24 protein-coding genes are annotated in these 25,043 nt (G+C 70.9%); 8 read left to right on the forward strand and 16 right to left on the reverse strand.

Annotated elements, in window-relative coordinates:
- Window positions 1-11: 11 nt before the first annotated feature.
- Window positions 12-1,388: an aminotransferase class I/II-fold pyridoxal phosphate-dependent enzyme gene (locus AC3WLN_RS09915; RefSeq protein WP_492480838.1), complete on the forward strand. Its 1,377-nt coding sequence runs from the start codon at window positions 12-14 to the stop codon at window positions 1,386-1,388.
- Between the two features lie 432 nt (window positions 1,389-1,820).
- Here AC3WLN_RS09915 and AC3WLN_RS09920 read toward each other — a convergent pair whose 3' ends face one another.
- Window positions 1,821-3,212, reverse strand: coding sequence for an Nramp family divalent metal transporter (locus AC3WLN_RS09920; protein ID WP_492480839.1), 1,392 nt, complete (start codon window positions 3,210-3,212; stop codon window positions 1,821-1,823).
- Window positions 3,213-3,342: 130 nt separating this feature from the next.
- Window positions 3,343-5,040: a methyl-accepting chemotaxis protein gene (locus tag AC3WLN_RS09925; RefSeq protein WP_492480840.1), complete on the reverse strand. Its 1,698-nt coding sequence runs from the start codon at window positions 5,038-5,040 to the stop codon at window positions 3,343-3,345.
- Window positions 5,041-5,855: 815 nt separating this feature from the next.
- Between AC3WLN_RS09925 and AC3WLN_RS09930 the strand changes: the two genes are divergently transcribed.
- On the forward strand, window positions 5,856-6,878 hold the full coding sequence (locus AC3WLN_RS09930; protein WP_492480841.1) for a DUF2865 domain-containing protein: 1,023 nt from the start codon (window positions 5,856-5,858) through the stop codon (window positions 6,876-6,878).
- Window positions 6,879-6,964: 86 nt separating this feature from the next.
- The gene (locus AC3WLN_RS09935; RefSeq protein ID WP_492480842.1) at window positions 6,965-7,882 is read left to right on the forward strand and encodes an MBL fold metallo-hydrolase; all 918 of its coding nucleotides are present in this window, start codon (window positions 6,965-6,967) and stop codon (window positions 7,880-7,882) included.
- A gap of 7 nt (window positions 7,883-7,889) precedes the next feature.
- On the opposite strand, the gene AC3WLN_RS09940 is transcribed toward AC3WLN_RS09935, so the two are convergent.
- Entirely contained in the window at window positions 7,890-8,669 is a 780-nt protein-coding gene (locus AC3WLN_RS09940; protein WP_463776617.1) for a DUF1499 domain-containing protein, read from the reverse strand.
- 140 nt (window positions 8,670-8,809) lie between these two features.
- Here AC3WLN_RS09940 and AC3WLN_RS09945 point away from each other — a divergent pair, with 140 nt between their 5' ends.
- Complete coding sequence (locus AC3WLN_RS09945; protein WP_492480843.1) at window positions 8,810-9,292, forward strand: MarR family winged helix-turn-helix transcriptional regulator; 483 nt, start codon at window positions 8,810-8,812, stop codon at window positions 9,290-9,292.
- Here the strand turns inward: AC3WLN_RS09945 and AC3WLN_RS09950 are convergent.
- Window positions 9,289-10,017 carry an HAD family hydrolase gene (locus AC3WLN_RS09950; protein ID WP_492480844.1) on the reverse strand — a complete coding sequence of 243 codons (729 nt, stop codon included), beginning with the start codon at window positions 10,015-10,017 and terminating at the stop codon, window positions 9,289-9,291. The genes AC3WLN_RS09945 and AC3WLN_RS09950 overlap by 4 nt on opposite strands.
- Window positions 10,007-10,546 (reverse strand): hypothetical protein, encoded by a 540-nt coding sequence (locus AC3WLN_RS09955; RefSeq protein WP_492480845.1) that lies wholly within the window; start codon window positions 10,544-10,546, stop codon window positions 10,007-10,009. The genes AC3WLN_RS09950 and AC3WLN_RS09955 overlap by 11 nt, the downstream gene beginning before the upstream one ends.
- Window positions 10,547-10,648: 102 nt before the next feature.
- On the opposite strand from AC3WLN_RS09955, the gene AC3WLN_RS09960 reads away from it, so the two are divergent.
- The 3 genes from AC3WLN_RS09960 (at window position 10,649) to AC3WLN_RS09970 (ending at window position 13,668) form a co-directional block, all read left to right on the forward strand.
- Window positions 10,649-12,046 (forward strand): aminotransferase, encoded by a 1,398-nt coding sequence (locus AC3WLN_RS09960; protein WP_492480846.1) that lies wholly within the window; start codon window positions 10,649-10,651, stop codon window positions 12,044-12,046.
- A gap of 288 nt (window positions 12,047-12,334) precedes the next feature.
- A complete protein-coding gene (locus AC3WLN_RS09965; protein WP_492480847.1) occupies window positions 12,335-12,550 on the forward strand; it encodes a hypothetical protein in 216 nt (71 codons plus the stop codon).
- Between the two features lie 167 nt (window positions 12,551-12,717).
- Complete coding sequence (locus AC3WLN_RS09970) at window positions 12,718-13,668, forward strand: metallophosphoesterase (protein WP_492480848.1); 951 nt, start codon at window positions 12,718-12,720, stop codon at window positions 13,666-13,668.
- A 53-nt stretch (window positions 13,669-13,721) separates the two neighbouring features.
- Here AC3WLN_RS09970 and AC3WLN_RS09975 read toward each other — a convergent pair whose 3' ends face one another.
- From AC3WLN_RS09975 to AC3WLN_RS10020, 10 genes are all read right to left on the reverse strand, one after another.
- Window positions 13,722-13,850 carry a hypothetical protein gene (locus AC3WLN_RS09975; protein WP_463776593.1) on the reverse strand — a complete coding sequence of 43 codons (129 nt, stop codon included), beginning with the start codon at window positions 13,848-13,850 and terminating at the stop codon, window positions 13,722-13,724.
- Between the two features lie 120 nt (window positions 13,851-13,970).
- Window positions 13,971-15,503, reverse strand: a complete 1,533-nt coding sequence (locus tag AC3WLN_RS09980; RefSeq protein WP_492480849.1) for an acyl-CoA carboxylase subunit beta — start codon at window positions 15,501-15,503, stop codon at window positions 13,971-13,973.
- A gap of 143 nt (window positions 15,504-15,646) precedes the next feature.
- Window positions 15,647-16,597: a phosphatase PAP2 family protein gene (locus AC3WLN_RS09985; protein ID WP_492480850.1), complete on the reverse strand. Its 951-nt coding sequence runs from the start codon at window positions 16,595-16,597 to the stop codon at window positions 15,647-15,649.
- A 125-nt stretch (window positions 16,598-16,722) separates the two neighbouring features.
- Window positions 16,723-17,523 (reverse strand): ATP12 family chaperone protein, encoded by an 801-nt coding sequence (locus tag AC3WLN_RS09990; protein ID WP_492480851.1) that lies wholly within the window; start codon window positions 17,521-17,523, stop codon window positions 16,723-16,725.
- A 50-nt stretch (window positions 17,524-17,573) separates the two neighbouring features.
- Complete coding sequence (locus AC3WLN_RS09995; protein ID WP_492480852.1) at window positions 17,574-18,248, reverse strand: HAD-IA family hydrolase; 675 nt, start codon at window positions 18,246-18,248, stop codon at window positions 17,574-17,576.
- A 31-nt stretch (window positions 18,249-18,279) separates the two neighbouring features.
- Window positions 18,280-18,729: a serine/threonine protein kinase gene (locus tag AC3WLN_RS10000; protein WP_492480853.1), complete on the reverse strand. Its 450-nt coding sequence runs from the start codon at window positions 18,727-18,729 to the stop codon at window positions 18,280-18,282.
- A gap of 154 nt (window positions 18,730-18,883) precedes the next feature.
- Window positions 18,884-20,299 carry an RluA family pseudouridine synthase gene (locus tag AC3WLN_RS10005; RefSeq protein ID WP_492480854.1) on the reverse strand — a complete coding sequence of 472 codons (1,416 nt, stop codon included), beginning with the start codon at window positions 20,297-20,299 and terminating at the stop codon, window positions 18,884-18,886.
- Window positions 20,300-20,390: 91 nt separating this feature from the next.
- Window positions 20,391-21,638: an Hsp70 family protein gene (locus AC3WLN_RS10010; RefSeq protein ID WP_492480855.1), complete on the reverse strand. Its 1,248-nt coding sequence runs from the start codon at window positions 21,636-21,638 to the stop codon at window positions 20,391-20,393.
- Between the two features lie 75 nt (window positions 21,639-21,713).
- On the reverse strand, window positions 21,714-21,962 hold the full coding sequence (locus AC3WLN_RS10015) for a hypothetical protein (protein ID WP_492480856.1): 249 nt from the start codon (window positions 21,960-21,962) through the stop codon (window positions 21,714-21,716).
- Window positions 21,963-22,121: 159 nt separating this feature from the next.
- Window positions 22,122-23,618, reverse strand: a complete 1,497-nt coding sequence (locus AC3WLN_RS10020) for a carboxypeptidase M32 (RefSeq protein ID WP_492480857.1) — start codon at window positions 23,616-23,618, stop codon at window positions 22,122-22,124.
- 423 nt (window positions 23,619-24,041) lie between these two features.
- Between AC3WLN_RS10020 and AC3WLN_RS10025 the strand changes: the two genes are divergently transcribed.
- Window positions 24,042-24,320 (forward strand): hypothetical protein, encoded by a 279-nt coding sequence (locus AC3WLN_RS10025; protein ID WP_492480858.1) that lies wholly within the window; start codon window positions 24,042-24,044, stop codon window positions 24,318-24,320.
- Between the two features lie 170 nt (window positions 24,321-24,490).
- On the opposite strand, the gene AC3WLN_RS10030 is transcribed toward AC3WLN_RS10025, so the two are convergent.
- A partial coding sequence (locus tag AC3WLN_RS10030; protein WP_492480859.1) for a hypothetical protein occupies window positions 24,491-25,043 on the reverse strand: 553 nt, incomplete at its 5' end.

The raw sequence follows: 25,043 nt of genomic DNA on the forward strand, positions 1-25,043 counted from the left end.
AGGCATGCCGCATGAGCAATTCCGCGAGACCGGACGGCGGACGCGCGGCCCTGGCAGGCTTCGTCACGAACCGCCTCGGGCGCAACGCCAACCGGACGGCTCCCGCCCGTCCGGCGCAGCGTCCTTCGGGTGATCCCTCCGTACAGAACTTCGAGTCGCTGCCGGGCTACCGGGAACTGCGCCTCCAGCGCTCGGCCGCCGACCTGATCGGCCTCGGCAATCCGTTCTTCCGGGTGCACGAGACCAGGGCCGGCGCCACGACGCGCATCGCCGGCAAGTCCTTCGTCAACTTCTCGTCCTACGATTATCTCGGGCTGAACGGGCATCCGGACGTCAATGCGGCCGCCGCCCGCGCCATCGAGACCTACGGCACCTCGGCCTCCGCGAGCCGGATCGTGGCCGGCGAGCGCCCCGGGCACCTCTCCCTCGAGAAGGCCCTGGCCGATCACTACGACACCGAGGCCTGCGTGGTGATGGTGAGCGGACACGCCACCAACGTCACCACGATCGGCGCCCTGCTGGAGCCGGGCGACGTGATCTTCCACGACGCCCTCAGCCACAACAGCATCGTCACGGGTGCGCAGCTGTCGGGCGCGCAGCGCCGCTCGTTCTCCCACAACGACCTCGACGCCCTCGAGACGCTGCTCGGCGCCACGCGCCACGAGCATCGTCGGGCCCTCATCGTGGTCGAGGGCCTCTACAGCATGGACGGCGACGCGCCGGATCTGGCCGCCCTCATCGCCCTCAAGCAGCGCTACGACGCTTGGCTGATGGTCGACGACGCCCACGGACTCGGCGTCCTCGGCCGCACCGGCATCGGTCTGGCCGAGCATTGCGACGTCGATCCGCGCGGGGTCGACATCTGGATGGGGACCCTCTCGAAGACGCTCTCGACCTGCGGCGGCTACGTCGCCGGACCGGCGGCGCTGATCGAGTACCTCAAGTGCACCGCCGGCGGCTTCATCTACAGCGTCGGCATCTCGCCGCCGCTCGCCGCCGCGGCCGAGACGGCCCTCGAGATCATGCATGCCGAGCCCCAGCGGGTGGAGCGCCTGCGCCAGAACGGCCACCTGTTCCTGTCCTGTGCGAAGAAGCACGGCCTCGACACGGGGACGAGCCTCGGCCTCGCGGTGATCCCGGTCATCGTCGGCGATTCCCTGAAGTCGGTGACGCTGTCGGACCGCCTCTACAAGCGCGGCATCAACGTGCAGCCGATCATCCACCCGGCGGTGCCGGAGCGGGCCTCGCGCCTGCGCTTCTTCATCACGTCCGAACATACCCCCGAGCAGATCCGCGAGACCGTCGATGCCGTCGCGGAGGAACTCGCGGCCATCGAGAAGGGCGGCTCGCTGATCGAGCAGCTGATGGCCAAGCGCGGCAAGCCGTAGGGCCCGACGCGAACACCCGGGCCGCGTCCCGGGGGCGGACGCGTGGCGCGGTGGAGAGACCCACCCGCCAGCCATCGATATGCCTCCCGTCGAGGCACCGGCGTCCCGCGCCGGTGCTTTTTTGCGCCTGTCCCGCGAATGCGGCGGATTGCCCTCGACCCCTGAGCAGGAGACACTGGTCTCGCTATCTGTGTCTCATCGCAACCGGAACCCGGCCCGGAATGCGACGTTCGTCCTCAGCCCGTCGGTCAGGAGCCCGTCATGAGACAATCGACTGTCGCCTCCCTCGCGCGACGTCTGATCAAAACCGTTGCCGAGGCCAGCCGCTCGCTGATCGGTGCGATCCTCGAAGGTCCGATGTCTGCGCCTCAGCCCGTTCCGGTGCGCGTGCGCGCCGACCGTCGCCGCTGACTCCGCCTGATGCGGCGCCGCTCAGGCGCCCATCACGGTATCGAACAGAAGCTTCACGTTCAGCACGACGATGACGGTGGCGATGGCCCAGGACAGGATCCTCAGCCAGGACGGGATCGCGTGGACGCCCATCTTGCGCTTGTCCGAGACGAACCCGACCAGCGGGATCACGGCGAAGGGGAGCTGCATCGACAGCACCACCTGGCTCAGCACCAGCAGCTTCGCCGTACCCTGTTCCCCGTAGAGCGCCGTCACCCCGACCACCGGCACGATCGCGATGGCGCGGGTGATCAGGCGCCGCGCCCAATCTGGGATGTGCAGGCGTAGGAAGCCCTCCATCACGATCTGCCCGGCCAGCGTCGCGGTGACGGTAGAGTTGAGGCCCGAGGCCAGCAGGGCCACCGCGAACAGCGTCGAGGCGATGCCGGCTCCCAGCAGGGGCGAGAGCAGCTCGTAGGCTTGTTCGATCTCCTGCACGTCGGTGCGTCCCTGCGCATGGAACACCGAGGCGGCCATGATCAGGATCGCGGCGTTCACGAACAGGGCGAGCATCAGCGCGATCGTCGAGTCGGTCACCGCGAAGCGAATCGCCCCCCGCCGGCCCGCCTCGGTACGCGGATAGGCCCGCGTCTGCACGATCGACGAATGCAGGTAGAGATTGTGCGGCATCACGGTGGCGCCGATGATGCCGATGGCGATGTAGAGCGCGGCCGGGTTCAGCACGATCTCGGAGGAGGGAAGGAAGCCGCCGAGCACCGCCTGGATCGGCGGCGCCGCCAGGGCGATCTGGATGCCGAAGCTCACGAAGATCACCACCAGCAGCGCGATGACGAAGGCTTCCAGGGCGCGGAAGCCCCGTCGCATCAGGAGCAGGATGAGGAAGACGTCGAGCGCCGTGAGCGTGGCGCCGACGACCAGGGGCAGGCCGAACAGGAGCTTGAGGGCGATGGCGGTGCCGATGACCTCGGCGAGGTCGCAGGCGATGATGGCGGCCTCGCAGGCGATCCACAGGACGAAGCTGACGGGCCGCGGATAGTGGTCGCGGCAGGCCTGGGCGAGATCACGCCCCGTGGCGATCCCGAGCCGGGCGGACAGGGCCTGCAGCACGATGGCCATCAGGTTCGAGAGCAGGATGACCGATAGCAGCGTGTAGCCGAACTGTGCTCCGCCCGCGATGTCGGTGGCCCAGTTGCCCGGGTCCATGTAGCCGACCGAGACCATGTAGCCGGGGCCGATGAAGGCCAGGAGGCGGCGCAGCCAGGTCCCGTCGGCCTGGACGGGGACGCTTCCGTTCATGCGCCCGAGGCTGGGCTGGGCGTGCGTCTCCTGGCTGAAGCGCCAAGCCCCTTCCGCGGAGGGGGGCTTCTGCGCCGAGACGGGACCCGGAGCCGGAGCGTGTTCGTATCGAGCCATGTCTGCGCGTGTTTCCGACGAAGGAAGAACCGGACGCCGCGGGGCGACCCTCCGCATTATAGCAGGGGCTATAATAAGAGCAAACGGCTAAGTTCGTCGGGTTCGCCGATGGGTCGGCTTCGGCGCGTGCTCAGGAGGCCAGGGATTGCAGACTGCGATCGATGTCCGCGACGCCATGAGCCGCGGTCTGCATGCTCATCGAGATCTCGTTGGTCACGGCGCTCTGCTCTTCCACCGCCGAGGACACGCCCGTGACGAAGCCCCGGACGGCATCGATCGACTGCCCGATCGCGGTCAGGGTGGCGACCACGTCGCCCGAGACCGCCTGCATCGTCTTGATGTCCTCGGCGATCCGGGCGGTGGCGTTCGTGACCTGGTTGGACAGGTTCTTCACTTCGCCGGCCACCACGGCGAAGCCGCGCCCCGCCTCCCCGGCCCGGGCGGCTTCGATGGTCGCGTTGAGCGCCAGCAGGTTGATCTGCGCGCCGACGCCCTGGATGAGCTGGACGATGCCGTTCATCGACGCGGCCGCGCCCGCGAGTTCGCCGGTGGATCTTTCCGCCCGCTGCGCGCGCAGGTCCATCTCGTCGACCTCCTGGCGCGATCGGGCTAGGCTGCTGGCGATCTCACCGATCGAGGCGTTCAGCTCCTCGGCCGCCGCCGCGACGGTCTGGACGTTGACCAGGGTCTGGGACGAGGCGCCGGCGGCCCCGATCTGCGAGCGCATGCGGGTCGTGATGTCGGTGGCGTACTTCACCACCTTGAACGGCTTGCCGCTCGTGTCGAAGATCGGATTGTAGGAAGCCTGGATCCAGATCGCGCGTCCACCGGCGCCGACGCGCTGGTAGATGCCGGACTGGAACTCGCCCCGGCGCAGGGCCGCCCAGAAGGCCTGATACTCGGACGAGGCGCCGTAGGACGGGTCCACGAACATGCGATGGTGCTGCCCCCGGATCTGGTCGAGGGGATAGCCCAGCACCGACAGGAAGTTCGGGTTGGCGTCGAGGACATGCCCCGCGAGGTCGAAGTGGATCACCCCCTGCGAGCGTCCGATCGCCTCGACCTGCCCCCGCAATTCCGCATTGCGCAGCTTCTCGGCGGTGATGTCGGTGGCGAACTTCATCACCTTGATGGGACGTCCGGCCGGATCGAGGATCGGGTTGTAGATCGCCTGAAGCCAGATCTCGCGGCCGTCCTTCCCGACGCGGCGGAATTCGCCGCTCTGGAACGCGCCCTGCGCGAGCCCTGCCCAGAAGGCGCGGTAGCCCGCGCTGTCCCGCTCGGGTTGATCGACGAACATGCGGTGGTGCCGGCCCTTCACCTCGTCCAGGCTGTACCCGACCACGCCCAGGAAATTCCGGTTGGCGGTGAGGATCGTCCCGTCGAGATCGAAGGCGATCACCCCCTGCGACCGGTCGATCGCCTCGATCTGGCTCAGGGTGTCGGCGCTGCGCAGCTTCTCGGCGCTGATGTCCGTGGCGAACTTGACGACCCCGATCGTGCGGCCGTCCCGGCCCTGGATGGGGTTGTAGGTCGCCTGCAGCCAGATCTCGCGACCGCCCTTGCCGATCCGCCGGTACTCGGCGCGCTGGAACTCGCCCCTGGCCAGGGCCGCCCAGAAGGCTCCGTAGGCCAGGCTCTCGCGATCCGCCGGGTCGACGAACATCCGGTGGTGCCGACCCTGGATCTCCGCCAGCGTGTAGCCCACGGTCTGCAGAAAATTCTCGTTCGCCGTGACGATCGTCCCGTCGGGAAGGAATTCGATCACCGCCTGGGACCGATCCAGCGCCTGAAGCTTCGCGGTGGTGCGCGAATTGAAGAACGTCATCGGCGGTATCCCTGGATGTGAGGCGTTCCACTGCCATTCGGACATGTCGGCGCCGCCCGGTGGATCGCGAGACCGGTCCGGCCACGGGTGAAGGAGAGGGCTCGCGTTTCCACAGGCGGATTGTGCTGTCGATCCGACCGTCCGAAGCGCTCGACGTCATCGAAGCCTGTTGTGCCTTTGACCGTCACGGTTGTGGCCGACTTTCCTTTTTGTTTGTATTGCTTGTGGCAGAGAGAGTTTAAATCATCCTTAAAGTCCGATAACGTCTTTGTGATCATGCGTCATGATTAGTAATCCTGATCAATATCATAGATGAAGATCAGTCGTGCGCCTCCTATTGATCGTCGAGGCGCAACCCGTACCCAATTCCAATGTTGGTCCACTCAGCTCCGCCGCGTTGCCAGGTCGCTTCGCCTCCGATCTTCGGACGCGTGATGGCTCGCGCGGCGCGCAGGATCAGGGCTCGATCGGAGACTGACATTCGCAGAGCTTTCCGGGAGGCTGGACTGCCCTTCACCAGTGTCGGCTTCGGGCGGTATGACTGTCCCTCGAGGTCGGCGGGATCGATCCAGGAACCTCTTCGGAGCGATACCGGTCGCTGTCGTGCAGGGATGGCCTGGGTTCGGGCGCGAGGCGGTCGTCGGCCGCGATCCGATCGGGTGTCGCCCCGGGTTCATCGACGGCCGCTGGATACCGTGCGTCTCGGTTGTTTGCCGCCGTTGCGCCGCGTCCGCGATGCTGTGTACCTGACGAGGCTGCAGCCGACCGGTGATGCGGCCAGGGTCGTCGAGGCGACGCAAGCGGAGCCGGCAGGTATGAATTGGCAGCGTCTCGCCCCGGCCGGAACCCGTCAGCAGATGGTGGTGACGGCGCTCGCCGGCCTCCTGCTCGGGCTCGGCGGGGTCACGGCCGGCACGACGATCGTCAAGGCGTCCGAGCGGGGCGGCCTGTTCGATTTCCTGGAGACGATCTTCCGCGGCCCGGAACCGGCCCCGACGGTGACGATGCCCGCGCGACGCCCGGCGCATTACGCCTCGCTGCCCGATGCCCGCCGGGTCACCGCGGCGCGGACGATCCGGCAGACGCCGAGGCCCGTCGTCGAGGCGACGGCCCGGCCGGCCCGGGTCCGGCGCCCCAGGGGAGCGGCGCCGGTGACGCGGGTGGCCCTCGGTCCGGAGGCCGGCGGCCGCCCGGCGCTGACGGGCGCGCGCACCGTCTGCGTGCGGTCCTGCGATGGCTACGTCTTCCCCCTCGGGCGTCTCGGCGCCCGCTCCGACCTGCCGGTCCACGAGGCCGCCTGCGCGGCCGCCTGCCCGAACACGCCCACGCGCCTGTTCACCCTGGGCTCCGGGGAGACGGAGCTCGACCGCGCCGTCGGCCTCGACGGGCAGCCCTATCGCAGCCTCGCGGTGGCCAACCTGTATCGGACGAAGCGGGTGGAGCATTGCAGCTGCCAGCCCGAGCAGGGTGTCGCCGCGCCGCTGCCGATCCTGCAGGACATGACTCTGCGCGCCGGCGACGTCGTGGCCACCGAGGCGAGCGCCGCCGTCGTCACGCCGGTTCGCTCCGGCGGCTTCGGCGTGGTCGACTTCCGCGAGGCCCGGGGCCTGTCGCGTCGGGCGCGGCGCGACATCGACGCCAAGGTCGATGTGATCCGCCGCGAAGCCGATGCCAGGGCCTTCCGCCGGGAGCTTCGCAACGCGGACCGCCCGAACCGCCTGCGGGTCGCGGCCTCCGGCGGCTTCGAATCCGTGGCGCCGCCGATCGAGGTCGAGCCGCGTTTCGTCGCGGTACGGGCCCCGACGCGCGTCGTGATGGCATCGCCCTTCGTCTACTGAAGGGGCCGCCCGCCCGACGGCGTGCGTTGTCCCCGGTCCGGCGATGGCGTACGGCCGGGGCCGGTCCCACGCGGTCAGGAGCCGGCATGAGCGAGACGCAGTCCGACCCCGTCTTCGACGGCGCGTTGCCTCCGAGCGGCGAGACGGTGCGGCTCTCGCCCCTGGTCCGGCGACGGATCGCGCCGAACGGCGGTCCGTTCACGGCCACCGGGACCTGCAGCTACATCGTTGGAGACGAGGCCGTCGCCGTCATCGATCCGGGCCCGGCGGACGAGGGGCACATCGCGGCGCTCGTCGAGGCCTGCGCGGGGGCCGTCGTCTCCGCCATCCTGGTCACCCATACGCACCGGGACCACTCGCCGGGGGCCCGCCTGCTCCGGGCGCGCACGGGGGCACCGATCCTCGGTTGCGGGGCGCACAGGGCGGCCCGCGACCTCTCGGAGGGCGAGATCCCCCATCTCGATGCCAGTGCCGACCGCGACCATTGCCCCGACCGCCACCTGCGCAGCGGCGAGACCGTCACGGGTCCGGGCTGGACCCTGGAGGCCCTGGAGACCCCCGGGCACACCATGAACCACCTCGCCTTCGCGCTGCGGGAGGAGGCGGCCCTGTTCTCCGGCGATCACGTCATGGCCTGGTCGACCACCGTCGTGGCGCCCCCCGACGGGGCGATGCGCGCCTACATGGAGTCCCTCGAGGCCCTGCGCGACCGCGACGAGACGATCTACTGGCCCGGCCATGGCGGTCCGGTCCGCGATCCCCGCCGCTTCGTGCGCGGCCTCGCCACTCATCGGCGCCAGCGCGAGACCGCGATCCGCAGCCGCGTGGAGGCGGGCGACCGCGACATCCGCGCCATCGTCGCGGCGATCTACCAGGGCCTGAATCCGGCCCTGCACGGCGCGGCCGCCCTGTCGGTCTTCGCCCACCTGGAGGATCTGGTCGAGCGCGGGATCGTGCGCAGCGACGGCCCGGCCCGGCTCGACGGCCGCTACGGGCCGGCCTGATCTCCGGTCACTTCACCGCGATGGCGAGGTTGGCGACCTCGTCGAGATAGGCCCGGATGCGGTCGGCATTGTTGCCGAGATCCCGGGTGCCGAGGCGCGAGGCCGAGCGCACGTCGATGCGGGCCCCGTCCGCCCGCGGATGGACGCGCACGGTGACGTCGTCGGCGAGGTTCAGGATCGGGCCGCGCGAGACCGCCTCGATCCGCCCGTTGCCGATGCGGCCGCCGGGGCGGATCGCCTCGACGATCTGCCAGCGCCGGTTCACCGCCGCCTTGCGGGCGAGCTCGAAGGCCTCGTCGGCGTCGAGATCGAGGGTGAGCGGGGCGATCTGCGGGTAGGCGGCGCGCTGGGCGGCCCGCGCGGCGGGGCCGGGATCGGGCGGATAGCGCCCCTCTCGCGCCGCGAAGGCCACGCGCGAGCGCGAGAAGGCCGGCGGGTTCTCGGTGTCGGTGGTCACGTCCGCGATCGCCGGGAGCCGCAGGCCGCGCAGGGCCGCGAAGGCCGGATAGGCGAGGACGAGGCTCGCCAGGAACAGCCCCGCCAGGGCCGCGCCGAGGCCCCGCGCGCCCTCGCGCCAGACCTGGACGAACGCGACCAGGGCGATCAGCACCGCGAGTCCCGCCAGCACGAGGCCGGCGCCGAGGGTGGCCAGGGCCGGACCGGCCTCGGCGCGGGGATCGCGCACCAGAACCAGGGCGAAGAGGCTGACGAGGACGGCCAGGACCGCGACGGTCCGCGAAACCGGGCCCGCGCGGGTGACGGGATCCTCATAGGGCAGACGACGCATGCTGTGACGGGATTCGCTGTCTGGAAGATCCGCGGGGCCGTGGGAGGGAAGCTTTACCGGGCCCCGCCCCGCGGCGCCACCCGGGCCATGCGTCGCGCCGCTTCCGGGGGGCGCGGTCCGTCTGCTATAGCCCCGCGACGATGCCCGCGCCCCCGCCCTGCCCGATTCCCGCCGAGGCCGCCGATCCGTTGCGGGTCTGGTTCCGCTTCATCCGCCTCAATCGCCGGGTCACCGCGGCGATGGCCGGGGAACTGCGCGGACTGGGCTTGTCCATTCCGCAGTTCGATGCGCTCTCCACCCTCACCGAGCGGGAGGGAATGACGCAGCAGGACCTGGCGGAACGGCTCTACGTCACGAAGGGCAACGTCTCCGGCCTGATCGACCGCCTGGTCGAGGCGGGCCTCGTGGAGCGTCGCCCGATCCCGGGGGACCGGCGCTCGCATGCCCTCTACCTGACGGCCGCCGGGACCGACCTCGCGACCCGCGGGATCGTGGCGCAGAAGGCCTACGTGGCCCGCACCCTGGGCCGGTTGCCGGCCGGGGACATCGCGGATTTCGAGCGCCTCGTCCTCAAGTGGCGCGATCTGGCGCGCGAGCAGGCCGCCCCGGGCGGAACGGATTAAAGGCCGAGCAGCGCCGGCAGGTCCGCGGCCGAATCCAGGATGTGGTCGGCCAGCGGCGCCATCTCGGCCCGGGCCGCCGGACCGAGGGGGCCGCTCAGGACCGCGATCGAGATCGCTCCGGCGGCCCGGCCCGCCACGAGGTCGTAGGGCGAATCCCCGACCATCGCGATGCGGTCCGCCGGCACCGCGAGATGGTCGGCGAAGGCCTGGACCATGCCGGGTTCCGGCTTCGATCCATGCCCGGAATCATAGCCCACCACGAAGCCGCAATGGCGAGCCAGGCCGAGGGCCGCGCATTGCGCCCGGGCCGAGGCCTCGGCGTCGTTGGTGGCGATGCCGAGGGCGTAGCCGGCGGCGGCGAGACGCGCGGCGAGATCGGCCGGCGTTCCGATCGGCGTCAGCGCGACCAGGCCCGCTGCCCGGAACAGCGCATCCATCTCGCCGTAGAGCGCCGGGCCTGCGGGGCGATCCAGCACCTCGGCCCAGAGCGGGCCGTAGCCCGCCGAGGAGCCGGCGATGAGGGGCGAGGTCGGCGCGAAGCGCCGCCCGGCCTCGTCGTAGTGGCTTACCCGCATCAGGGCCTCCAGGCGCACCCGATCGCCGCCCGACAGGTCGGACATCACCGAATAGGCCGCCGGGCCCCAGGTGCGGTCGAAGTCGACGAGGGTGCCGTCCTTGTCGAACAGGATGCCGCGGATCGTGCGTCCGAGGGGCTCAGGCCGCATCCCGCACCTTCTCGACCTCGATGACGACGCCCTGCGGCGTCATGCGCTCGCGCGCCACCATCCGGTCGCCGGGCTCGAAGACGCCGAGGGCGACGTCGCGGTCCGGCAGCACCACGGTGGTGGACTTGTTGAGGTGGACGAGGACGTGGCGCTTCTGGGCCAGGGACGAGGCCGCCCAGCGCTTCAACTGGCCGTAATAGGGTTCGCGCCGCCAGGCGTTCGGCTGCCCCGGATCGACCTGCACGTTCATGTGGCGCGAGACCGGATCGAGGCTCAGCACCAGCTTGGCGCGCTCGGGCTTCCATTCCGGGCCGAGCCAGGCCTCCGTCATCCAGAGGCAGTGGAAGGCGCGGCAATGGTCGGGCCGCGTCGCGTGGATGGCGCAGCCCCTACCCTGCTTCGTGTGCCGGCACCATTGCCCGGCGACGGAATCCACCGCCGGCACGTCGTAGACCTTGCAGCAGAGGGTGCAGGTTCCGCAGGCGCGGCCCGGGGCCGGGTGGGCCACGATGGTGGCGGGGTCGAGCATGGCGTCAGGTCCGGTTGCGACGTCGCGCGGGTTTCTACGGGGGGCGCCCCTCGCTACAGTCGGGCACCCATGTCGGCCATCGGTCAACCGTCAGGCAAAAATATGCTCTCGAACCTCGCCGCCCGCGACGTCGAAACCCTGATCCACCCCTACACCAACCTGGAGACCTTCCGCGAGACGGGCCCGCTGGTGATCGAGCGCGGACACGGGGTCTGGGTCTATGACAGCGACGGCCGGCCCTATCTCGAGGGCATGGCGGGCCTGTGGTGCACGGCGCTCGGCTATTCCAACGAGGAACTGGTGGAGGCGGCCAGCGAGCAGATGGCGCGCCTGCCCTTCACCCACCTGTTCTCGGGGCGCAGCCACGATCCCGCGATCGAGCTCGCCGAGACCCTGAAGGAGCTGATGCCGGTTCCGACCTCGAAGATCTTCTTCACCTCCTCGGGCTCGGAGGCCAACGACACGCAGGTCAAGCTGACCTGGTACATGAACAACGCGCTCGGCCGGCCCCGCAAGAAGAAGATCCTCTCGCACATCAAGGGCTATCACGGCGTCACCGTGGCCACGGCCTCGATGACGGGCCTGCCGGCCAACCACGCCGATTGGGACCTGCCCCTGCCGGGCTTCCTGCACGTGGGCTGCCCGCACCATTACCGCTTCGGGCTGGAGGGCGAGAGCGAGGACGCCTTCACCACGCGGCTCGCCGCGGAACTGGAGGCGGTGATCCTGCGCGAGGGCCCCGAGACCGTGGCGGCCTTCGTGGCCGAGCCGGTGCTGGGGGCCGGGGGCGCCATCCTGCCGCCCGCGGGCTATTACGCCAAGATCCAGGCCGTGCTCGACCGGCACGACGTGCGCTTCATCGCCGACGAGGTGATCTGCGGCTTCGGGCGGCTCGGCACCTGGTTCGGGTCGGAGGCGATGGGCATGCGGCCGGACAGCCTGTCCTTCGCCAAGGCCCTGACGTCCGGGTACCTGCCGCTGGGCGGCGTCTCGGTGGACGAGCCGCTCTATCGCCTCATGGTGCAGCAGAGCGCCAAGCTCGGCACCTTCGGCCACGGCACCACCTATTCCGGGCATCCCGTCGCCTGCGCCGTCGCCCTCAAGACCATCGCGATCTACAAGCGCGACGGCATCATCGCGGGCGTCGCCGAGAAGGCGCCCCAGTTCCAGGCGCGCCTCGCGGCCTTGGGCGACCACCCCCTCGTCGGGGAGGCGCGCGGGATCGGCCTGATCGGCGGCATCGAGCTCGTGGCGGACAAGGCGTCCCGGCGCCAGTACGCGCCGAAGGCCGGCGTGGCGGCGCGCGTGGTCGCCTTCGCGCAGGCCGAGGGGCTGATCGTGCGCTTCCTCGCCGGGGACCGCGTCGCGGTCTGCCCGCCCCTGGTGATCGCGCCGTCCGAGATCGACACGCTGTTCGACCGGCTGACGCGCGCCCTCGACCGCACTCTGGCATGGATCTCGGAGCAGAAGCTGGAGGCGGCTCCGCTCGTCACGCCCTAAGGATTAGGACAGCATCGCGAAGATGCTCTTCGCGATGCATCATGTCCTTCGCACTGCAGTCGTGCCTCTGCTTAAGTGTTTCGCGACCGGGATTAAATCTCGTGCCCGCGTCCGTCGAGAGATCGTGAGAGCCTTAAGCTTTCATTCAGGTACGACGCGGCTGTATGGTGCTCACGTCGTTCGATATGCGTCCGGGTGGAGCCTTTCGGTGCCCGTGAGACGTGCATGGCTCAAGATCAGGCACGAGAACCTGAGCGGGTCCGTCGAACACAACAGGACACCCGTCGCATGTACCCGCGCCAGCAGACCTCAAGCACCGCTCGACGTTCGGACCGTTCCACGATCATCGTCGATCACCAGGCCGAAACATTGCGGCCGGTGGCATTGCCGGCGCTCGCCGCTGCCGTACGGGTCGTCTCGACCGCGCAGACAGCGCCCCGCACGGGTCGCGTGAGCAGCCCCCGCTCCGCGCGCTTCGAGCACGAGGACACGCCCCTCGGCTGACAGTCCGGCTTCGGTTGTGTCGCGAGGCACGATTCCGCGGTTTTCGTAGTCCTTCCGCAACGTCTCGGTCCTATCCGTCGGCACGGGCGTCGCGTGCTCCTCGATTTCGTCACCATTGGCGGCGAGAGAAGCGTGCCGCGCCCGTCGCGCGACCGAGGAGCCTGACGATGCTGATCCTGCCGAGCCGCCGGCAGTTCCTGACCGGGCTCGGAGCGAGTGCGGGTGTCGTCGGGTCGACCGGTGTCTACGCGTTCGGCATCGAGCCGCTCTACCGCCTGGTCGTCACGCCCTACGCGCCCGTCCTGCCGAACTGGACGCCCGGCCTGAGCCTGCGTGTCGCCGTGCTGGCCGATTTCCATGTCGGCGAGCCGTTCATGCCGCTCGACCGGATCGCCGAGATCGTCGACACCACGAACGCGCTGAAGCCCGATCTCATCTTGATGCTGGGCGACTATCCGGCCGGGCCGAGCGTGACCTACCGGAAGATCCCCCTGACGGACTTCGCCCGCGTGGTCTCGGCGCTGCGCGCGCCGCTCGGCGTCTACGCGATCCTCGGCAACCACGACTGGTGGGACGACAAGCAGGCCCAGGCGCGCCTCGACGGGCCCGTGGCGGCGCAGCGAGCCCTTGAGGATGTCGGTATCCCCGTCCTGGAGAACGATGCCCTGCGCCTCGAGAAGGACGGGAAGCCGTTCTGGATCGCCGGGGTCGGCGACCAGATCCCGTTCCTCCTGCGGGACATCGAATGGGGTCGCGACGACCTTCCGGGCACGCTCGCGAAGGTCACCGATGCCGCGCCGGTGCTCCTGATGATCCACGAGCCCGACCTGTTCATGCAGGTGCCGGCGCGGGTGGCCCTGACGCTGGCCGGCCATACCCACGGCGGACAGATCCGGCTGTTCGGCTACTCGCCGGCGATCCCGTCGGTCCACGGCAACGACTTCGCCTACGGCCACGTGGTGCGGAAGGGCCGGCACATGATCGTCTCCGGCGGCTTCGGCGTCAGCCGCATCCCCGTGCGCCTGGGCGTGCCCCCCGAGATCGTCCTGCTGAATCTCGGGAGCCCGTCCGATCCGGCGGGCAAGACCGTTGAGGGCGCGGGGCCCGCCCACGGCTGAGGCCCGGGCCGGCGCCGCCTGCGGGATCGGCCAGCGGCGGCACCGGCGACGTCCTACTTCTTGCCGGCCTTCGGAGCGGCGATCACCATGCCCTTGGTCGAGGGCGCCGCCGCGATCGTCTTCGTCACGGGCTTCTTCGGCTTCTTCGCCTCGCGACTTCCACGCTTCTGTTCCGTCGCCATGCCATGTCTCCTCCCGGTGTGGGTGAGGGATCATGGCAGTCTTCCGGGAATAGGCCACCGGAATGTTTTGCGCGGCCCGGCCCGGCCCGGCCCGGCGGGGGGCCGGGCCGGGCTCCGGCCTCAGAGCGGGATGTTGTCGTGCTTCTTCCAGGGCTGCTCCATCTCCTTGGTGCGCAGCATGCCGAGCGCCCGGGCGACGCGCTTGCGGGTGGAGTGCGGCATGATCACCTCGTCGATGTAGCCCCGCTCGGCGGCCACGAAGGGCGAGAGGAAGCGGTCCTCGTACTCGCCCGTCCGCTCGGCGATCTTCTCGGCATCGCCGATCTCGCTCCGAAAGATGATCTCCACCGCGCCCTTGGCGCCCATCACGGCGATCTGCGCGGTGGGCCAGGCGTAGTTGAGGTCGGCGCCCACGTGCTTGGAGGCCATCACGTCGTAGGCCCCGCCGAAGGCCTTGCGGGTGATGATGGTGACGAGCGGCACGGTCGCCTGGCTGTAGGCGAAGAGCAGCTTGGCGCCGTGCTTGATCAGGCCGCCATATTCCTGCGCGGTGCCCGGCAGGAAGCCCGGCACGTCCACGAAGGTGACGATCGGGATCGAGAAGGCGTCGCAGAATCGCACGAAGCGGGCCGCCTTGCGGGAGGCGTCCGAGTCGAGCACCCCGGCCAGCACCATCGGCTGGTTGGCGACGAACCCGACGGTGCGGCCCTCGATGCGCCCGAAGCCCGTGATGATGTTGCGGGCGTAAGCGCCCTGGATCTCGAAGAAGTCGCCCTCGTCGGTCACCCGCCGGATCAGCTCGCCCATGTCGTAGGGCTTGTTGGGATTGTCCGGGATCAGCGTGTCGAGGCTCATGTCGAGGCGCAACGGATCGTCGAAGCTCTCGATCTCGGGCACGCCGTCGATGTTGTTGGCGGGCAGGAAGTCGAGCAGCCGGCGGATCTGCAGGATCGCCTCGACGTCGTTCTCGAAGGAGCCGTCGGCGATGGAGGACTTGGTGGTGTGGACCTTGGCGCCGCCGAGTTCCTCCGCCGTCACCACCTCGTTGGTCACGGTCTTGACCACGTCGGGGCCGGTCACGAACATGTAGCTCGTGTCGCGCACCATGAAGATGAAGTCGGTCATGGCCGGCGAGTAGACGTCGCCGCCCGCGCACGGCCCCATGATCACCGAGATCTGCGGGATCACGCCCGAGGCCGCGACGTTGCGGCGGAAGACCTCGCCGTAGCCGCCCAGCGCCGCGACGCCCTCCTGGATGCGGGCGCCGCCGGCATCGAAGATGCCGATGATCGGCGCGCGCATCTTCAGCGCCATGTCCTGGACCTTGACGATCTTGGCCGCGTGCGCCTCCGACAGGGAGCCGCCGAACACCGTGAAGTCCTTGGAGAACAGGAACACGGTACGGCCGTTGATGGTGCCCCAGCCCGTGACCACGCCGTCGCCGGGAATCTTCTGCTTCTCCATGCCGAAATCGGTGGAGCGGTGCTGGACGAACATGTCGAACTCTTCGAACGACCCGTGGTCGAGGAGGAGTTCGATGCGCTCGCGCGCCGTCAGCTTGCCGCGCTTGTGCTGGGCGACGACGCGGTTCTCGCCGCCGCCCAGGCGGGCCTGGGCGCGCCGCTCTTCGAGCTTCTCGAGAATGTCCTTCATGGGGGTGCGCCTCGTGGCTTGTGCTGGCGTTTCCGGCCACGAGCCGCCAGCCCCTCTCGCGGCGAGCTTGGCGGTCGGCCTCGATCGGCCATAGCACAGGGATTTCGCCACGAAAATCAATCGTTGGTCGTGCGCGAAGCCGTTCAGGCGGAGGTCGGACCGAGGCGGAGGGAGGCAGCCGGGGCGCCGCCGGCCGATCGCGACGTCCGGCCCGCGAGGCGGGCGCACGCGATGGCGGCGCACGCGATCAGGGCGCCGGCGCCGACATCGACGAAGTAGTGGCCCCCGTCGATCGGGGTCGCGGCGATCAGCATCGCGTTCAGCGCCAAGCCGGGCCAGCGGGTGAGCCGGGACAGCCAGAAGTAGCGGATGAACAGGACTCCGAGCGCCGCGTGAAAGCTCGGGAACGTGATGATGCCCTCGATCTGGCCGAGGGCGATGATCCGCAGCGTCCCATCGCGCAGGCCCGAGAGAGGAGCGAGATGAACGTAGGCGGCGGCCGGCTGCAGGCCGGGGAAATCCTCCGGCCGCAGCCCGAGATGCACGAACATCGCCATCGCGGGCATGAGGCCGGAGACGAGGACGGCGACGAGCCCGGCGATCACGAAGGCCAGCACGAAGTCCTGCAGCGCGGCCAGCCGGCCGCTGAAGCCGAGCACGATCACCAGGAGGATCGTCTGCGGCATCAGGCTCCGATAGGCCAGCGACAGCACGAGCCCGAGTTCCGGGCGATCGTTCAGGGCCCGCAGGTAGGCCAGCCAGTCGAGGCCGAGCGAGCGGTCGAGGGCGAGGAAGCTCTCGTCCCAGAGCGGACCGCCCCCGGCCGCCACGGCGTAGGACAACAGGCCGGCGCAGGCGCTGAAGGCGATGACCTGCGCGAGGCAGGTCAGGGTCGCGGCCAGGCGCGGCTCCGGCCGACGGGTCGCGTAGAACGTCGCCAGGAGTTCGATCCCGGCGCAGCCGAGAGCGGGGGGCAGCGCGCTCGCGAGATCGAGGGCGAGGCCCGCCGCGCGCATCCAGGCTGCGGTGAGGATCGCGCAGGCGAGGATCGCGAGCCAGAGGCGCGCGCGCATCGACCGGGGAACGGGCGGCATCAGGCTCCGCCGTGGGACTGCGCCTTCCTCGTTCTGCCCGGACATCGCGCGCCGCTCTCGTGTCCGGAACGGCGTAGCATCGGGGGCTTAACGAATCCCGCGCGGGTCGCGCGCGCCCGCGGCGATCAAACCGGCCCCGCGAGGGCGGCGAGGCGTGCCGCGGCCTCGAACTCCGCCTGCCGGAGGGCGTGGCGGGCCTCCGCCTCCGCGTCGCCGCCCCAGACGCTCGCCTGATAGGTCTCGTCCACGTGGGCCGCGGCCCAGGCCTCGTCCGGGCTCAGATGCGCACGCAGCACCGCCAGGGCGAGGACGAGCGATCCGGTCAGCGTCGTCAGCGTGTGCAAAGCTGCGAGCCGGAACGGGCCCTCGGTTTGCGCGATGGCCCGGCGCAGCGCCGCGACCGTGGTGTCGGGCTGCGTGACGTGCATCACGCCCTCGCCGAGGATGAAGCGGGCGCCGAGCGCCGCGTGCGCCCAGTCCAGGACGGGGTCCCAGGCCTCGGCCTGCGCCCGGACGAGGCGGTCCGGCTCGCCGGCCCGATAGGCGAGGAGATCGGTCCCCGCATAGGCCGAGAGATCGTCCACCACCGCGTCGCGGCGGGGCGCCACACCGTCGATGGCGGTATTGGCGAGCCGCGTCAGCGGCATGGTGGCGGGATCGATGACCGCGACCTGCGCGCCCCATTCGGCGGCCACGGCCTCGGCCAGGCCCGGCGTCGGCAGAACCAGGGCGTTGCGGGCCGGTGTGTTGGCCGGGCGGCCGTCGAGGGTCAGGCGAAAGCCGTCCGCATCCGGGGCGAGACCGGCCCGTTCGTAGAAGCGCTTGGGCAGCGCGGGCTTGGCCGGGCCGCGGGCCGCTCGGGTCGGGTCGGGCGGGGGGGCGCCGCCGGGGCTGCCAAGCCAGTCGGGTGTCGGATCGTCGCTCATGCGGCCTCAGATAGGGCATCGGCGCGGCGGCTGCGAGCGCCCCCGTGCGCTCAGGGCCGGAGCGCCGGAGCGCGGGCGGGCCCCGGGAACAGCGCCTCGAGATCCGCCGCGGTCTCGACCACGATGGAGGCGCCGGCGCCGAAGAGCGCCCCCACCGGATGGTAGCCCCAGGACACGCCGACCGCGGCGGTGCCGGCATTCACCGCCATCGTCATGTCGTAGGTGGTGTCGCCGATCATCACCGTGGCGCCGGGCTCGGCACCGGTCTCGGCCATGGCCCGCATCAGCATGGCGGGGTCCGGCTTCGAGGGCGCGTCGTCGGCGCTCTGGGTGGTGGCGAACCACCCCTCCCAGCCATGGGTCTCGATGAGGCGGTCGACGCCGCGCCGGGCCTTGCCGGTGGCGATGCCGAGCCGCACGTCGTCGCGCGCATGGAGCCGGGTCAGCAGCTCGCCCATCCCGGGGAACAGCGGCTCCTCGTAGTTCGGGTCGATGCGCAGGATGTTGAAGGCGCGCTTGTAGCTTTCCGAAAGGCCCTCGATCGGCCCGTCGTCGCCGACCAGGCGGCGGAAGGCCTGCGGCAGGGACAGGCCCACCACCGAGAGCGACTCGCTCCGGCTCGGGGCCGTCAGGCCGTGTTCGGCGAAGGCCATGACCTGCGCCGCGACGATGAGATGCTGGCTGTCGACCAGGGTTCCGTCGACGTCGAAGACGATGAGCTTCAAGGGAGCGACCTCGCCATGCGGGTGGCTCTCCTCAGGGCTGGCGGGCGGGCGCCGGCTGCGGCTGCCCGGTGCGGGGCCTGTCGTAACCGAGCTTGCACCGGACGAGGAAGCGGCGCCGCGCGCCGCCCCGCAGACCGCGGGCATGGGACATGCGATTGCAGGCCGCGTAGGAGGGCCGGCGCGACCGTCCGACCTGCGCGGCGCCGCGGCCGCCGCCCGTGCCGGCGACCTGTCCCGGTCCCGCGGTTCGCGACGGACCCTGCGCCGGAGGCTGGGCGGCCGGTGCCGCCTGAGGCTGCCCTCCCGGCTGGGTTTGAGGCGGCGCGGGGTTCTGAGACTGACCCTGGGGCCGGCTCTGTCCTGCGGGATTGCCCTGTGCCATCGCCGACGTGCCGAGGGACGGGCCGGCGCTCCAGGACGCGAGGGCGAGGAGCGCACAGCCGATCACGGTCGCGGGCGTCAGGATCGTGTCTCGATGCATCGTGGCGCGACAGTCCTTGGCCGGCGGCGAGGCGCCGGCCGGGATGGATCGAGAGGATAAGGCATGGCGGGCGCTTGCCAAGGTCCAACCCCGGCGCCCGCCCCGCCTCGTCCTCCGGCGAGGTGCCGCACCTCCCGACGGGCGGCGGGGACGTTCAGGCCTCGGGCGCCTCCACGATGGGGTCGTAGCGGGACGCGTCGAAGCCGAGCAGGTTCCAGCTCTGCGCCATATGCGGCGGAAGCGGGGCCGTGACGTCCACCGGCTGCCCGGTGCGCGGATGCGGGATCACGATTCTGCGCGCGAGCAGGTGCAGGCGGTTCTGGATGCCGCCCGGCAGCTCCCAGTTCTCGATGCTGAAGTATTTCGGGTCGCCCACGATGGGGTGCCCGATATGCGCGGCGTGCGCGCGCAGCTGGTGCGTGCGCCCGGTCACCGGCTTCAGCGACAGCCAGGACAGCTTCTGCGCCGCGTTGTCGACCATGGCGTAGTAGGTCAGGGCGTGCGCGGCCCCCTCGTCCCCGTGCTTGGCCACCCGCATGCGCGCGTCCGCGTCCGTTGGCTCCTCCTTGGCGAGGTAGGTCGAGATCCGGCCCTGCGCCACCCGCGGCACGCCGGCGGTGAGGGCCCAGTAGACCTTGCGGGCCGAGCGCGAGCGGAAGCTCTTGGCCAGGGTCGCGGCGGCGAGCCGCGTCTTGGCCACGATGAGGCAGCCGGCCGTATCCTTGTCGAGCCGGTGCACGAGGCGCGGCTTCTGCCCGTCCTTGCCGGTCAGCGCCTCGAGGAGGCCGTCCACGTGGCGCACGGTGCCGGAGCCCCCCTGCACCGCGAGGCCGAAGGGCTTGTTCAGGATCATCATCTCGGCATCCTCGTAGAGGATGAGCGAGCGGATGAAATCGGCGTCGGTGGCGTCCTTCGCGGCCGAGCGGGGCCGCTCGCCCTGCGCCTCGAGCTTGAGCGGCGGCACGCGCACGCTCATGCCGGGCTCCAGCCGGTCGTTGGGCTTGGCCCGCTTGCCGTCGACGCGCAGCTCGCCCTTGCGCACGATACTCTGGACGCGGGTGAAGGGAAGCTGGGGGAAGCGGGTCGTCAGGAAGCGGTCGATCCGCATCCCGGCCTCGTCCGCCTCCACCGTGAGGGTCTGGACGCCGGAGGCCAGGGTGGCCGAGGCGGCCGCGCGCTGCTCGCGCCGGGTCGGTCCCTCCGGCGCCGGCACGGCCTCGCGCGGGGGGGCGCCCGGGCGCCGGGCCGGCGCCGGCCGCTCGGCCCGAGTCCGCGGTGCGCGCCGGGGCGCCTCCTCGAATGCCTCGGGGGCATCCCGCGGGGCCGCCTCGCGGTCGCTCGCCTCCTGGCCGGGGCGCCAGGGCGCATGCTTGGCCGCGGCGTCGCCGCGGCCCTGCGCCGCGCGATGGGCGGCATCGAGGGCGCTGGTGCGCGGACCCGTGCGCTCGCGGTCCGGCCGCCGGAAGGCGCCCGGCTTGCCCGGCCGGGAGGCGCGGCCGGGAGGGGCGCCGCGGCCCGGACCGGCGCCCTTGCGCCCGGAGCCGCCGCGTGAAGGTGGTCGTGTGGTCATGGCCTGCTCGTAACACCGGCCGGCGCCGCCACAAAGGGCGCGGGGACCCGGGCGCCGCCGCGGGCGCGCTTTTCCCGCCCTTCGCCCGCCGTCAGGCCGCGCGCCGGGCCGCCTCCAGGGTCAACCCGGTGCCGACGGAACCGAAGGTGTCGCCGTCGACCACGCGCGCGTTCGGCACGCCGGCGGTGAGGGCGGCGCGGACATGGGGCAGGCCCGTGGAGCCGCCGGTGAGGAAGATCGCGTCGATGCGGTCCGCCGTCAGGCCGGCCTGCGCGAGGCAGCGGGCGATCCGCTCGGCGATTCGGCGGGCGAGTTCGTCCGTATGGGCGACGAGGCCGGTCCGGTCGATCTCGGCGCCCAGGTCCGTCTCGACCCAGTCCAGGTCGATCCGGCCCCGCCCCGCCTCCGAGGTCGCGATCTTGGCGCCCTCGACCTCCATCGCCAGGGAATGGCCGCGCTCGGCCTCCACCACGGTGTGGAGCCGCGCCAGGAGCTCGGGGCGCTGCGCGTCGCGGCGGACCTCCTCAATCTCGCGCAAGGTCCTGGCGTTGTAGAGGCGGTTGATGCTCGACCAGGTGGCGAGGTCGTGGAAGTAGCCCGAGGGCACATCGATGTCGCCGCGATTCATTGCGCTGCCGAGGCCGAGGAGCGGCATCACGGTGCCGAGGCTGAGACGGCGGTCGAAATCCGTCCCGCCGATGCGGACCCCGTCATTGGCCAGGATGTCGCCGCTGCGGTCGGGCCGCGCGTGCCGCTCCGGCGAGAGCCGCACGATCGAGAAGTCCGAGGTGCCGCCGCCGATATCCGCGATCAGGGCGATCTCCTCCGACCGGACCTGCTGCTCGTAGTCGAGGGCCGCCGCGATCGGCTCGAACTGGAAGGAGACGTGACGAAAGCCGATGCCGAGGGCGATCGCCCGCAGGGCATCCTCGGCCCGGGCGTCACCCTCGGGGTCGCCGTCGACGAAGTGGACCGGCCGGCCGTGGACCACGGTGTCGAGGACGCGGCCGGTCTCGGTCTCGGCCCGCGCCTTCACGGCCGCGAGGTAGCGCCCGATCACGTCCCGGAACTTGATGCGCTCGCGGCCGACGGGGGTCGTCTCCTCCAGAAGGGAGGAGCCCAGCACCGACTTGAGGCTGCGCATCAGCCGGCCCGGCGTTCCCTCCAGGTACTCGGCCATGGCGGCGCGGCCGACGACGGGGGCCTGCCCCGGCGGGAAGAAGATCGCGCTGGGGATCGTGAGGTGGCGCCCCTCCAGGGGCACGAGCTGCGGGCGCTGTCCCGTGACGAGGCCGAGGGTTGTGTTCGAAGTGCCGAAGTCGAGGCCGCAGGCCGCCATGGAGGTCTCCGGACACGGGTCCGCTGGATGAAGGGCCGCCGACCTACAGCCTGCGCCGCGCCGGGTCCACCGGGTTCAGCGCTCGGGATCGCCCGCCCGGGTCGCTTCCAACGCGGGGCTGCCGCCGTCGAGGCGGCGCTTGGGGCGCAGGTCGCGCACCCGAGTCAGGGGCGTTCCGACGATGTCCGGCCGGCGCGGACGCGCCCGGCGCCGAAGGCCCTCCGTGTCCCGATCGACGTCCGCGAGCGGCCTCACGGTGCCGTGGGCGCGGACCACCCGGAACACGATTCCGTCCACGATTCCCGGCGGCGCGAGGATCACCACCCGACGCGCCTTGCCGCCTGATCGAGGGAATTCCCGGATGCACGTCCGGGCGCGAGCCTCGGCTCGCAGGCGGTGCGGCGCAGCCCCGCAGGAGCGGGCGGCGGGTGAAGACGACCGGGATCGCCGACATGCCACCGAGGGCCGTCCCGGCCGCGCGGATCAGGTCTCGCCGAGATACCGATGGTGGAGGTGGCCCAGAAAATCCTCGGCACCGAGGGGCTTGCCCGTCGCCGCGACGAGGAGCTCATCGGTCTCCAGCAGGCTGGCGCGGGCGTGCACGGTGTCGCGCAGCCAATGGCGCAAGCCCGAGAAATCCCCCGCCGCGAGGCCGACGGAGAGGCCCGGCACCTCGGCGCGGGCGGCCCGGAACAGCTGGGCCGCCGCCATCGCACCCAGGGTATAGGTCGGAAAGTAACCGAAGCTTCCGCTCGGCCAGTGGATGTCCTGCAGGCAGCCCTGCCGGTCGTCCGGGACGGTGAGCCCGAGGAGATCGCGCAGGCCGTCGTTGAAGGCCCCGGGCAGGTCCGCCACCGCGAGGTCGCCCGCGATCATCGCCGTCTCCAACGCATAGCGGAGCAGGATGTGGGCCGGGTAGGTCACCTCGTCGGCATCGACCCGGATGAGTCCCGGCGCGACGCGGGTGTAGTGGCGATGCAGGTTCCCGGCGCTCCAGGCGGGCCCTTCCCCGCCGAAGGCCTGCGCCAGCACGGGCGCGAGATAGGCGCAGAACTCGGCCGAACGGCAGGCCTGCATCTCCACCAGCAGCGACTGGCTCTCGTGCAGGGTCATGCCCCGGGCCGTTCCCACGGGCTGGTGATGCCACGCGGCGGGCAGGCCCTGCTCGTAGAGGGCATGGCCGGTCTCGTGCAGCACGCCCATCAGGGCGCCGGAGGCGTCGGCGACATCGTACCGGGTGGTGATCCGGACGTCGTCGGTGGCGCCCCCGCAGAACGGATGCAGGCTGACGTCGAGCCGGCCCCGTTCGAAATCGAAGCCGACGGCCCGCATCAGGCGCTCGCCGACCGCCTTCTGCGTCTCCACCGGGAACGGGCCGGGCAGCGGCAGCGGCGCCGGCTCTCCCGCCTGGCGGTCGCGGACGGCCGCGATCAGACCCGGCAGCGTCGCGCGCAGATGCCCGAACAGCGGGTCGATCGCGGCGCGACGCATCCCGGGATCATAACCGTCGAGGAGCGCGTCGTAGGGATCGAGTCCGAGGGCTGCGCCCTTCGCCTCGCCGACCGCCCGCTGCAGGCGCAGGGTCTCGGCCAGGGCCGGCGCCAGCATCGCGAAATCGGATCGCGCCCGGGCCTCGCGCCAGATCATCCCGGATTGCGACGACGCCTTGGAACTCGCCGCCACGAGATCGGCCGGCACCGCCGAGGCATGGAGATAGGCTCGGCGCATCTCGCGCAGGTTCGCCCGCTCCCACGCGCCGAGGCCCGGGGATTCGTCGAGGGCCTGGGCGATCAGGTCGCCGGTCTCCGCCGCCGTCAGGATCTCGTGGCCGATGACGGCGATGTGCGCCAGCTGCTCGGCCCGCATGGGGGCCGCACCATTGGGCATCAGCGTCTGCCGGTCCCAGGAGAGAAGTCCGGCCGCGTCGCTGAGGACGCCGAGGCGGGTGAAACGGGCGGAGAGACGGGTATAGGCCTGCATGGTGTGCGGGTGCTTCCTCGCGTGTCCCTGGCCCTCGCCCGGCACGGTCGGGGCCGGCGGCAGAGCCGACGTTTCATGGGTCGAGGCCCCGCGATCGGGGCGATGCCGCCGCGGTGTCGGACGTGACCCCACCATGCCGGCGGCTCGGGTGCAAGGTCGGCGCAAGGTCGGTTCCCGCGCCTGCCGCTGACCCTGCTCCGCCCCCTGCGGCCAAAGCTTTCTCGGTTCGATCAGGCGGACTCCGATCAAACAGACTCCGCCACTGTTCGAAACAGGTTCGCCTGCCCCGGCCGGCAGTTAACACCGTGTTAGCCGCGGGGCGCCAATCTGATCGACATGGATAACCTGTCTCTTCCATTCAGCTCCGACGCCGCTGTCTTCGACTTCAGCGCGCTGCCGGTGTCGTCGGGCACCCGACCCGTCATGGCCCCCGGGCCCGCAGCGGTTCCGGACCCGGACTCGGACGGGCTGGAACTGAGGCTCATCCTCCGGAAGCTGTTCCCGTGGATCACCGCTCAGGTGGTGGCGGCCCTCGGGCTCGGCACATGCTTGGCGCAGGCGATGCCGCCGGCCCCCTCGAAGCCGATGCCCGGCGACGACATGAATTTCACCCTGCGCCTCAGCGAGGCGTCCGAGGCGATCGGACCCGTGCCGCACGCGATCCGCGACGGTTTCCATCTCCGGATCGGCTCGATCGACTGACGCGCCCTCGACCCCCGCGACGGGGCCCGGCCGCGCCAGGGCTTTTTCGCGGAAGGCCCTGTCGCGCCAGGGGCGGTCGGCCATCGCCGGGCCGGGACGGCCTGCGGACCCGGCCTCCGGTGTGAACGACTGGATGCCGGGTCCGTTGCGTCGACGGGTCGTGGAGCGTCCTAGTGCAGGTCGTAGTGGAAGGCGAAGTTCGACGCCGTCAGGCTCTCCGCGACCACGCCCTTCAGCAGGATATGATCGGCGGGGCTGAAGGTGATCAGGGTGTCGTGACCCGTGGTCTGCATCATCCCCTTCAGCTGCGCGAAGTTCGACGCCAGGGTGGCGTTGAGATCGATCACGTCGTGACCGACGCCGGTGCCCGCATCGAAGCCGGTCACCGCGCTGCCCCCGAACGCCTTCTCGAAGACCAGCGTGTCGCTCTGTCCCTTCAGGGAGATCGAGTCCGCGTGTCCATCGACCTTGAAAGCGACGTTCGATCCGTTGACCGTCACCATGTGCGAACCGTCGGCCTTCGTCACGTCGAGGTAGAGGTTCTTCGCATCGGTGCCGTACTTCTCGTGGTAGGCCACGTAGTCCCGGCCGGTGACGCCGTTGGCGTAGACCTCGTAGGACTTGTCGGCGTGCAGGACGGTCTTGTTGGTGAGGGTGCCGGCCGCGTCGTAGGTTTCCGTGGTGGTGTCGATCCCGACGACCTTCTTCATCAGCAGGCTGCCA

The organism is Methylobacterium sp. FW306-05-D (genome assembly GCF_058782155.1).